This is a genomic window from uncultured Ruegeria sp. (assembly GCF_947500045.1).
In the GTDB taxonomy this organism is placed as follows: Bacteria; Pseudomonadota; Alphaproteobacteria; order Rhodobacterales; family Rhodobacteraceae; genus Ruegeria.
Genome location: NZ_CANMQQ010000035.1, coordinates 1 through 1,251, shown reverse-complemented (window position 1 = coordinate 1,251; position 1,251 = coordinate 1). Strand labels below are relative to the sequence as shown.

Here is a 1,251-nt window from a genome sequence, read left to right as displayed (position 1 = left end):
GAAAAAGGCCGCCCCGATGTGGAGCGGCCTTCATTAGTCTCACCGATGAGCCGGGCTGAAGCCCGGCCTACCGACTTACTCGATGATTTTCGACACGACGCCGGCGCCGACGGTGCGGCCGCCTTCGCGGATGGCGAAACGCAGGCCGTCTTCCATCGCGATCGGTGCGATCAGCTCGACGGTGAAGCCGACGTTGTCGCCGGGCATAACCATCTCGGTGCCAGCCGCCAGGGTCACGGTACCGGTCACGTCAGTTGTACGGAAGTAGAACTGAGGACGGTAGTTCGCGAAGAACGGAGTGTGACGACCGCCTTCTTCCTTGGTCAGGATGTAGGCTTCGGCTTCGAACTTAGTGTGCGGCGTAACCGAACCCGGCTTACACAGAACCTGACCACGCTCAACGCCTTCACGGTCGATGCCGCGCAGCAGGGCGCCGATGTTGTCACCCGCTTCACCGCGATCCAGCAGCTTGCGGAACATTTCAACACCGGTACAGGTGGTTTTCTGAGTGTCACGGATGCCGACGATTTCAATCTCGTCGCCAACATTGATCACGCCACGCTCAACACGGCCCGTCACAACGGTACCACGACCCGAGATCGAGAACACGTCTTCGACCGGCATCAGGAACGGCTTGTCAACTTCACGCTCAGGGGTGTCGATGTATTCATCAACAGCCGCCATCAGTTCGCGGATCTTCTCTTCGCCAATCTCAGGCTTGTTGCCTTCCATCGCGGCCAGAGCCGAACCTGCAATGATCGGAATGTCATCGCCGGGATATTCATACGAAGACAGCAGCTCGCGGATTTCCATTTCCACCAGCTCCAGCAGCTCTTCGTCGTCAACCTGGTCCACTTTGTTCATGAACACGACCATCTTCGGGATGCCAACCTGGCGACCCAGCAGGATGTGCTCACGCGTTTGCGGCATCGGGCCGTCAGCGGCGTTCACAACCAGAACAGCGCCGTCCATCTGGGCCGCACCGGTGATCATGTTCTTGACGTAGTCGGCGTGGCCGGGGCAGTCGACATGCGCATAGTGGCGCGCGTCGGTCTCGTATTCCACGTGGGCGGTCGAGATGGTGATGCCGCGCGCTTTCTCTTCCGGCGCGCCGTCAATCTGGTCATACGCTTTGAAATCACCAAAATACTTGGTGATCGCTGCGGTCAGCGTGGTCTTGCCGTGGTCAACGTGGCCAATCGTTCCAATGTTGACGTGCGGCTTATTACGCTCAAACTTTTCCTTTGCCAT

General features: G+C 58.8%; 1 protein-coding gene. It reads right to left on the bottom strand.

The genetic code is table 11. The features are described 5' to 3' along the window. Window positions 1-75: 75 nt before the first annotated feature. The coding region (gene tuf, locus Q1B46_RS22135) for an elongation factor Tu (protein WP_299670028.1) at window positions 76-1,251 on the bottom strand (1,176 nt) is incomplete at its 5' end.